The organism is Caballeronia calidae (assembly GCF_900044055.2).
In the GTDB taxonomy this organism is placed as follows: domain Bacteria; phylum Pseudomonadota; class Gammaproteobacteria; order Burkholderiales; family Burkholderiaceae; genus Caballeronia; species Caballeronia calidae.
This window is the reverse complement of sequence record NZ_FCOX02000003.1, coordinates 327,903-336,575: the sequence shown is the minus strand read 5'-3', so window position 1 is coordinate 336,575 and position 8,673 is coordinate 327,903. Positions and strand designations below refer to the sequence as shown.

Annotated in this window: 8 protein-coding genes; 1 reads left to right on the top strand and 7 read right to left on the bottom strand. The window is 64.4% G+C overall.

All coding sequences use genetic code 11. The features are described 5' to 3' along the window. Positions 1-118: 118 nt before the first annotated feature. From kdpC to AWB78_RS47550, 5 genes are all read right to left on the bottom strand, one after another. A complete protein-coding gene (kdpC, locus tag AWB78_RS05330) occupies positions 119-712 on the bottom strand; it encodes a potassium-transporting ATPase subunit KdpC (protein WP_062602990.1) in 594 nt (197 codons plus the stop codon). Positions 713-743: 31 nt separating this feature from the next. Then, the gene (kdpB, locus tag AWB78_RS05325; protein WP_062602988.1) at positions 744-2,801 is read right to left on the bottom strand and encodes a potassium-transporting ATPase subunit KdpB; all 2,058 of its coding nucleotides are present in this window, start codon (positions 2,799-2,801) and stop codon (positions 744-746) included. An 86-nt stretch (positions 2,802-2,887) separates the two neighbouring features. Continuing rightward, positions 2,888-4,672, bottom strand: coding sequence for a potassium-transporting ATPase subunit KdpA (gene kdpA, locus AWB78_RS05320; RefSeq protein ID WP_062602932.1), 1,785 nt, complete (start codon positions 4,670-4,672; stop codon positions 2,888-2,890). Further along, positions 4,669-4,764, bottom strand: a complete 96-nt coding sequence (gene kdpF, locus AWB78_RS05315; RefSeq protein ID WP_062602930.1) for a K(+)-transporting ATPase subunit F — start codon at positions 4,762-4,764, stop codon at positions 4,669-4,671. Before kdpF ends, kdpA begins: the two co-directional genes overlap by 4 nt. Then, positions 4,761-4,868: a potassium ABC transporter ATPase gene (locus tag AWB78_RS47550; RefSeq protein ID WP_198399210.1), complete on the bottom strand. Its 108-nt coding sequence runs from the start codon at positions 4,866-4,868 to the stop codon at positions 4,761-4,763. The genes kdpF and AWB78_RS47550 overlap by 4 nt, the downstream gene beginning before the upstream one ends. A gap of 197 nt (positions 4,869-5,065) precedes the next feature. On the opposite strand from AWB78_RS47550, the gene xth reads away from it, so the two are divergent. Further along, entirely contained in the window at positions 5,066-5,848 is a 783-nt protein-coding gene (gene xth / locus AWB78_RS05310; protein WP_062602928.1) for an exodeoxyribonuclease III, read from the top strand. Positions 5,849-5,866: 18 nt separating this feature from the next. On the opposite strand, the gene ntrC is transcribed toward xth, so the two are convergent. Continuing rightward, the gene (ntrC, locus tag AWB78_RS05305) at positions 5,867-7,354 is read right to left on the bottom strand and encodes a nitrogen regulation protein NR(I) (RefSeq protein WP_062602926.1); all 1,488 of its coding nucleotides are present in this window, start codon (positions 7,352-7,354) and stop codon (positions 5,867-5,869) included. 100 nt (positions 7,355-7,454) lie between these two features. Beyond that, positions 7,455-8,597, bottom strand: a complete 1,143-nt coding sequence (glnL, locus tag AWB78_RS05300) for a nitrogen regulation protein NR(II) (protein ID WP_062602986.1) — start codon at positions 8,595-8,597, stop codon at positions 7,455-7,457. Positions 8,598-8,673: the final 76 nt, after the last annotated feature.

Genomic DNA, 8,673 nt, shown 5'->3' with positions numbered 1-8,673 from the left:
TAGGCTGGGGATAGCTGTTTCTTTGGTTACTTTCTTTGCAGCAGCAAAGAAAGTGACTGCCGCCCCGCACAGGGGCAACGCTAATAAACCGACACGAATATGGGATCCGGCGCAACCGTCACCGCACCGCCGCCCCCACCCCATCCCCCCCATCCAACGCAAGATTCAATTTAAGCACATTAACCCTGGGCTCTCCGAGCAAACCAAACTGCCGCCCGCTAGTGGCCTGAGCGACGAGCGCCTCGACCGCCGCCGCCGACATCCCCCGCGCTTTCGCCACACGCGAAACCTGATAAGCCGCCGCAGCAGGACTGATATCAGGATCGAGCCCACTGCCGGAGGAAGTCACAAGATCGACGGGAATGGCAGCGCCGTTATCAGAATCAAACTCACGCAGCGCGGCGACGCGAGCCTTGATCTCATCGCCGAGGGCGGGATTCGTCGGCCCCAGATTCGAGCCACTCGAACTCCCCGCGTTATACGGATTCGGCGTCGTCGCCGACAAGCGCCCCCAGAAATAACGTGGCGCATCGAACTGCTGCCCGATGATCTCCGAGCCGACCACACGGCCATCGCGCTCGATGAGACTGCCATTTGCCTGATGCGAAAACGCGACCTGTCCGATCGCGGTAACGACCGCCGGATACACCACACCCGTCACGACGGTCAGCGCGACGAACATCACCACCACGGGACGTAACAGATTCTTCATGATCCAAATACCCTGAAAAAAAGAAACGAGATCAACGCCAGCCAAGCGCGGCAATCGCCATATCGATCAACTTGATGAACGGAAACGGCAACAGAATGCCGCCCAATCCATAAACCAGCAGATTGCGCCGCAATAACGACGCAGCGCCCAAAGCGCGATACTTCACGCCCTTCAGCGCCAGCGGAATCAAGAACACGATGATCAGCGCGTTGAAAATCACCGCCGACAGAATCGCGGACGAAGGCGACGCGAGATGCATCACGTCCAGCACGCGCAACTGCGGATAAGTGGTCGCGAACGCGGCCGGGATGATCGCGAAATACTTCGCGACATCGTTGGCGATCGAAAACGTCGTGAGCGAGCCGCGCGTCATCAGCATCTGCTTGCCGATCTCCACGATCTCGATCAGCTTCGTCGGATTCGAATCGAGGTCGACCATATTGCCCGCTTCCTTCGCGGCCTGCGTGCCCGTGTTCATCGCGACCGCGACGTCCGCCTGCGCGAGCGCAGGCGCGTCGTTCGTGCCGTCGCCCGTCATCGCGACGAGACGGCCCTGCGCCTGATGCTCGCGGATCGTCGCGAGCTTCGCTTCGGGCGTCGCTTCGGCAAGAAAGTCGTCGACGCCCGCCTCCGCCGCGATCGCCGCGGCCGTCAGGCGGTTGTCGCCCGTCACCATCACCGTCTTGATGCCCATCTTGCGCAACTCCGCGAAACGCTCGCGTATGCCGCCCTTCACGATGTCCTTCAGCTCGATCACACCGAGCGCGCGCGTCGCGTCGTTCACACGCTCGGCGACGACCAAAGGCGTGCTGCCGCGACGCGCGATCTCATCGACGGCGTGCTGCACTTCCTGCGGAAAGCGCCCGCCGCGCTCCTCGACGTAGCGCTTCACCGCGTCCGCCGCGCCCTTGCGAATCTCGCGATCCGGCAAGTCCACGCCGCTCATGCGCGATTGCGCCGAGAACGCCAGAAAGCTCGCGTGCAGCCTGGCCATGTCGCGCTCGCGGATGTTGAAGCGCTGCTTCGCCAGCACGACGATGCTGCGGCCCTCCGGCGTCTCGTCCGCGAGCGACGCGAGTTGCGCGGCATCTGCGAGATCGCGTTCGTTGATCCCCGGCGCCGCCGCGAACGACGACGCCTGACGATTGCCGAGCGTGATCGTGCCGGTCTTGTCGAGCAGGAGCACGTCGACATCGCCCGCCGCCTCGACCGCGCGGCCCGACGTCGCGATCACGTTCGCCTGCATCATGCGGCTCATGCCCGCGACGCCGATCGCCGAAAGCAGTCCGCCGATGGTCGTCGGAATCAGGCACACGAGCAGCGCGACGAGCACGGTGATCGTCACGACATGACCCGCTTTCGCCGCCTCGACGGAGAAGATCGAGAACGGCAGCAGCGTGGCCGTCGCGAAGAGCAGCACGAGCGTCAACGCCACGAGCAGAATCGTCAGCGCGATCTCGTTCGGCGTCTTCTGACGCTTCGCGCCCTCGACCATCGCGATCATGCGGTCGAGAAACGCCTCGCCCGGATTCACCGACACGCGCACGACGATCCAGTCCGACAGCACGCGCGTGCCGCCCGTCACCGACGAGAAGTCGCCGCCCGACTCGCGGATCACCGGCGCGGATTCGCCCGTGATCGCGGATTCGTCGACGGACGCGACGCCTTCGATCACGTCGCCATCGGCGGGAATCACATCGCCCGCTTCGACGAGCACGACATCGCCACGGCGCAGATCGGTCGATGTCGTGATGCGGATCGGCGACTTCGGATGGGGCTCGTTGAGCTTCTTCGCCATCACGTTATGCTTCGCGTGGCGCAAGGACGCGGCCTGCGCCTTCGAGCGGCCTTCCGCGAGCGCCTCGGCGAAGTTCGCGAAGAGCACCGTGAACCACAGCCACAGCGCGATCGCGAGGATGAAGCCCGCGGGCGCTTCGGCCTGTCCCGCGAGCGCGGCGATCCACAACACCGTCGTCAGAATGCTGCCGACGTAGACGCAGAACATCACCGGATTGCGCAACTGCGTGCGCGGCGCGAGCTTCCTGAACGCATCGACGATGGCGGGCGTAACGAGCGCCGGATCGAACATCGAGCGTGCCGCCGTGCGCGCCTGCCCGAGATTCTCCGGGCGATGCAGCGGCGTTTGATTCTGTTGAGTCATGCTGTCCTCGAAAATCAGTGGCCTGCGATCATGCCGAGATGCTCGACGATCGGCCCGAGCGCGAGCGCGGGCACATACGTGAGCGCGCCGACGAGCAGGAGCGTGCCGATCAAAAGCACCACGAAGAGCGGACCGTGCGTCGGCAGCGTGCCCGCGGTCACGGTGAGCCGCTTCTTGGCCGCGAGCGAGCCCGCGATGGCGAGCACCGGCACGATGGAGCCGAAGCGGCCGAACCACATCGCGATGCCGAGCATCGTGTTGTAGAACGGCGTGTTCACCGAAAGACCCGCGAATGCGCTGCCGTTGTTGTTGGCCGCGGAGCTGAACGCATAGAGGATTTCGGAGAAGCCGTGCGCGCCGGGATTCGCGATGCCCGCGGTGCCCGACGCCGTGAGCACGGCGATCGACGTGCCGACGAGCACGATCAGCGGTGTGAGCAGGATCGCGACGGACACCATCTTCATCTCGAACGATTCGATCTTCTTGCCGACGTACTCGGGCGTGCGTCCGATCATGAGACCGGCGACGAACACCGCGAGCAGCGCGAACACGAGCATGCCGTAGAGACCCGAGCCGACGCCGCCGAAGATCACTTCGCCGAGCTGGATCAGCAGCATCGGCACGAGGCCGCCGAGCGGCGTCAGCGAATCGTGCATGTTCGCGACCGCGCCGCACGATGCGGCCGTCGTCGCGACCGTGAAGAGCCCCGATTGCGCGATGCCCAGGCGCGTTTCCTTGCCTTCCATGTTGCCGCCCGCCTGCAGCGCGGACGCCTGCGTATCGACATGCAGCGACGCATAGAGCGGATTGCCCGCCTGCTCCGCCGAGATCTCGCCGACGCACGCGGCGGCGAACGCGATGGTCATCGCGGCGAGCACGGCGTAGCCCTGCCGCCCGTCGCCGACCATGCGGCCGAAGACCACGCACAGCGCCGCCGGAATGATCAGCATCGCGAGCATCTGCATGAAGTTGGAGAACGGCGTCGGGTTCTCGTACGGATGCGCCGAGTTCGCGTTGAAGAACCCGCCGCCGTTGGTGCCGAGCATCTTGATCGCTTCCTGCGAGGCGACCGGGCCCATCGGCAGCGTCTGCGTTTGGGCTTTGAGCGTTTGCGTGACGGGCTTGCCTTGCGCGTCCGTCGATTGGGTTTGATACGTCGTGACTTGCAGCGTCGGCACGTCCTGATACGCCTTGAAGTTCTGGATCGCGCCCTGGCTCACGAAGACGAGCGCGAAGACGACGGCGAGCGGCGCGAGGATGTACAGCGTCGTGCGCGTCAGATCGACCCAGAAATTGCCGATGGTCTGCGCGGAATGCCGCTTGAACCCGCGAATCAATGCGACGACGACCGCGATGCCCGTCGCCGCCGACAGAAAGTTCTGCACGGTGAGGCCGAGCATCTGCGCGAGATAGCCGAGCGTGCTCTCGCCGCCGTAGTCCTGCCAGTTCGTGTTGGTCACGAAGCTGACGGCGGTGTTGAACGCGGCATCGGGCGACATGCCGCTCATGGATTGCGGATTCAGCGGCAACACGTCCTGCAGGCGCAGCAGCGCGTACAACACGAAGGCGCCGAGCACATTGAAGAGCAGCACGGCGAGCGCGTAATGCTTCCAGGACATTTCGGCATCGGGATCGACGCCCGCGATGCGATACAGCACCGCTTCGATCGGCCGCCCGAGCTTGCGCACGACGACCGACGTGCCGTCGAGCACGCCCGCCATGTAGCGTCCGAGCGGAATCGCAAGACCGATCAGCACGACGATGAAGAGCGTCGTCTGCATCAACGTATTCGCGTTCATTCGAGATCCTCCGCGCGCAGCAGCGCGTACACGAGGTACACGAAGAGCAGCAGCGTCGAGGCCGCGGCGAGCCAGATCATCCAGGCGTTCATGAGCGGGCTCCCGGCGCGCGGCGGCGCAAGTGCTCGCAGCCGCTCGTGAGCGCCACGCAAAGCCCCCAGAAAAGGACGATGCCGGCGAGGTAAAGCAGGTCCATTGTCTTGTTCTCCCCTTGTGCGGTTCAGGACAAGATCGAGCGTAAGGAAATGGGCGTAAAGGGCGGGACAAAGGTGGGGGGTGGCGCGTAAAAATGTCGTAAACGCGATGCGGCCCGCGCGTCGCGGCTACGCGCGCCGCTCCGATAGAATCGAGCCTTCAGCGCACGGCCGCGCTCTACGAAGAAGACAGGGATTCATGAAAATCGCCACCTGGAACGTCAACTCCCTCAAAGTCCGCCAGCAGCACGTCATCGACTGGCTCGCGCTCTCGGGCGTCGACGTGCTGTGCCTTCAGGAACTGAAGCTCCCCGACGAAAAATTCCCGCGCGCGGAGCTCGAAGCCGCCGGTTACAAAAGCTGGTTCGCGGGACAGAAGACGTATAACGGCGTCGGCATTCTGGTGCGCGCCGATGCGGGCTTCGAAGTCGATGAAATCAGCGTCGTGCGCAACATTCCCGGCTTCGAGGATCTGCAGCAGCGCGTGATCGCCGCGACGATCGACGGCGTGCGGATCGTCTCGGCGTACTTCCCCAACGGACAGGCGCCTGGCTCCGAGAAATTCGCCTACAAGATGCGTTGGCTCGATGCGCTGCGCGAATGGCTGCGCGAGGATATGGCGCGGCACCCGCAGCTCGCGCTGCTGGGCGATTACAACATCGCGCCGGAAGACCGCGACGTGCACGATCCGAAGGCATGGGAAGGACAGAACCTCGTGTCGCCCGAAGAACGCGCGCACTTCGCGCAACTGGTCGAACTCGGCCTCACCGATGCCTTCCGCAAGTTCGAGCAACCCGACAAGCTCTTCACGTGGTGGGATTACCGGATGCTCGCGTTCCGCCGCAACGCGGGCTTGCGCATCGATCACATCTTGCTGTCGGCGGAACTCGCGGCGCGCTGCACATCGTGCGAAGTGGACAAAGTGCCGCGCAAATGGGATCAGCCGTCGGACCACGCGCCCGTGATCGCGACGATCGGCTGATCCCACATCAAACGACGCTCACGCGTCGAGATGCAGCTCCTGGATCTTGCGCGTGATCGTATTGCGGCCGATGCCCAGCCGCTCCGCCGCCTCCACCTTGCGCCCGCGCGTGAAATCGAGCGCCTCGCGGATCACCGCGGCTTCGAAGCGGCGCGCGAGCTCGTCCATCACGTCGGCGGAATTTTCGCGCAGCAGACGCGCGACCTCCGTGCGCAAGCCGTTCTCCCATACGCTCACGGCACCGCCCGCCGTGGCCGTCGCCGGCGCGGACGCCGCGCCATTGACCGCAACGGGCGCCGCCGCAACCGCGCCATCGGTCGATACCGCGATGCTCTCGGGCGTAGCATCCTGACGCTGCGTGAGATCGGGCGGCAGGTCCTTCTGCTCGATCACCTGCGCGGGCGCCATCACCGTGAGCCAGTTGCACAGGTTCTCGAGCTGACGCACATTGCCCGGAAACGGCAGGGACGCCAGATACGCGAGCGCATCGTCCGATACGCGCTTGGGCTCCACGCCCAGATCGCGCGCGCTCTTCTGCAGGAAATGGCGCGTGAGCAGCGGGATGTCCTCGCTGCGCTCGCGCAACGCCGGCAGGCGCAGGCGAATCACGTTCAGCCGGTGATACAAGTCCTCGCGAAAAAGCCCTTGGCGCACGCGCGATTCGAGATTCTGGTGCGTCGCCGCGATCACGCGGACATTCGCGCGCAGCGGATTGTGCCCGCCCACGCGATAGAACTGCCCGTCCGACAGCACGCGCAACAGGCGCGTCTGCAAATCGAACGGCATGTCGCCGATTTCATCGAGAAAGAGCGTGCCGTTCTCCGCCTGCTCGAAGCGGCCCTGGCGCATCGCCTGCGCGCCGGTGAACGCGCCGCGCTCGTGGCCGAACAGTTCGGACTCCAGCAGATCCTTCGGTATCGCCGCGGTGTTCAGCGCGATGAAGGGTCCGTTCGCGCGTGGGCTATGTCGGTGCAAGGCGCGCGCGACAAGCTCCTTTCCGGTGCCTGATTCGCCCGTGATGAGCACGGTCGCCGCCGAATGCGACAAGCGGCCGATCGCGCGGAACATGTCCTGCATCGCGGGCGCCTGGCCGAGCATCTCGGGCGTTTCCGTCACGCGTTCGTCGACCGATGCCTCGCCGCGCATGCTTTCGTCGACGGCGCGGCGGATCAGCTCCACCGCCTTGTCGACATCGAACGGCTTGGCGAGGTATTCGAACGCGCCGCCCTGAAATGCGGCGACGGCGCTGTCGAGATCCGAGAACGCCGTCATGATGATGACGGGCAGGCCGGGCAAGCGATCGCGCACCGTCTGCAGCAATTCGAGCCCGGAACCGCCCGGCATGCGGATGTCCGACACGAGCACTTGCGGGCTTTCGCTTTCGAGCGCGGCGAGCGCGTCGCGCACGCCGGAGAAGCTACGCGTCGTGAAGTTTTCTCGTGCGAGCGCCTTTTCCAGCACCCAGCGGATGGATTGGTCGTCGTCTACTATCCAGATCGGCTTCATATCGTTCGGCGAGAAGTCTTCGTATGGTTCGGTGTGAGCCCGTCGAAACGGTCTGGCGTCAAAGCAGGATGCACTGCGTTCCTTGGCGTGAAGTCGCTGGTCAACTTTCAAACGGCAGCAGAATGGCGAACTCGGTGCAGCCCGGCCTGCTCTCCACTTCGATCAGGCCATCGTGCTGATGCACGAACGATTGCGCGAGCGTGAGACCGAGTCCGCTGCCGTCTTCCCTGCCCGACACGAGCGGAAAGAAGATCCGGTCGCGGATTTCTTCGGGGATGCCGGGACCGTTGTCAGTGATATGCAAGTCCAATGCCAGTTTGTGCAGCTTCTTGCCGATCGTCACCTTGCGCGCGATGCGCGTGCGCAGCTCGATCTTCGCATCGCCCTGTGAAATGCGTTCCTTCAGCGCTTCGGCCGCGTTGCGCACGATGTTCAGCAGCGCCTGGATCAGTTGCTCTTTGTCGCCGCGCAAGTCGGGCACGCTCACGTCGTAGTCGCGCTCGATCGTGAGGCCGCGCGGAAACTCCGCGAGAATCACCGCGCGCACGCGCTCGCACACTTCGTGGATGTTCACATCGCCGACGATATGCGGATGCCGGTGCGGCTCCAGCAAGCGATCGACGAGCGTCTGCAACCGGTCCGATTCCTTGATGATGACCTGCGTGTACTCGCGCAGCTCGTCGCGTTCACGCGCGCCGAGTTCGAATTCGAGCAACTGCGCCGCGCCGCGAATGCCGCCGAGCGGATTCTTGATCTCGTGCGCGAGGTTGCGGATCAATTGCTTGTTGACCGCGGTGAGATCGTGGATGCGCTCTTCGCGATCGGTGCGCAGATGACGCTCGTTCTCGAAGAGTTCGAGCAGCACGTAGTCGGCAGCCGCTTCCAGATACGCGACGATCGCATGCACATGCACCTGCTCGCGGCCCGGGCGTTCGAGCACGGCGTCGAGGCGCGTCGCGTTGAAGCGGTTCTCCGCGATCGACGCCACCGTGCTCGCGAGCTCCTCCGCGTTGGCGAAGAGCTCGGGCCAGTTCATCTGCGTCAATTGCTTGCGCGACATCTCCAGCATGGATTCGGCCGAAGGGTTCGCGTAGGCGATCCTCAGATTGCGCATGTCGAGCACGAGCACGACCGTGGGCAGCGCTTCGAGTCCCGGCAAAAGGCCGGTCGCGGCGAGTTGCGTGTCGTCGGACAGCGCGTCGGCGTGGCCTTTGCGCGCCTTGATCAGATTCTTGAGCACCATCGTGCGATGAATGAGGTCGTTCGTGACACCGATCTTCTTCTCGTTGCGTGACATCGTTGCGTGACACGGCGGCGAT

Excerpts from the sequence above, each read along its gene's own strand:
- kdpF (WP_062602930.1), bottom strand. The coding sequence starts at position 4,764 with ATGAACGCCTGGATGATCTGGCTCGCCGCGGCCTCGACGCTGCTGCTC.
- kdpA (WP_062602932.1), bottom strand. The coding sequence starts at position 4,672 with ATGAACGCGAATACGTTGATGCAGACGACGCTCTTCATCGTCGTGCTG.
- xth (WP_062602928.1), top strand. The coding sequence starts at position 5,066 with ATGAAAATCGCCACCTGGAACGTCAACTCCCTCAAAGTCCGCCAGCAG.
- AWB78_RS47550 (WP_198399210.1), bottom strand. The coding sequence starts at position 4,868 with ATGGACCTGCTTTACCTCGCCGGCATCGTCCTTTTCTGGGGGCTTTGC.
- glnL (WP_062602986.1), bottom strand. The coding sequence starts at position 8,597 with ATGGTGCTCAAGAATCTGATCAAGGCGCGCAAAGGCCACGCCGACGCG.
- kdpC (WP_062602990.1), bottom strand. The coding sequence starts at position 712 with ATGAAGAATCTGTTACGTCCCGTGGTGGTGATGTTCGTCGCGCTGACC.
- ntrC (WP_062602926.1), bottom strand. The coding sequence starts at position 7,354 with ATGAAGCCGATCTGGATAGTAGACGACGACCAATCCATCCGCTGGGTG.
- kdpB (WP_062602988.1), bottom strand. The coding sequence starts at position 2,801 with ATGTTCGATCCGGCGCTCGTTACGCCCGCCATCGTCGATGCGTTCAGG.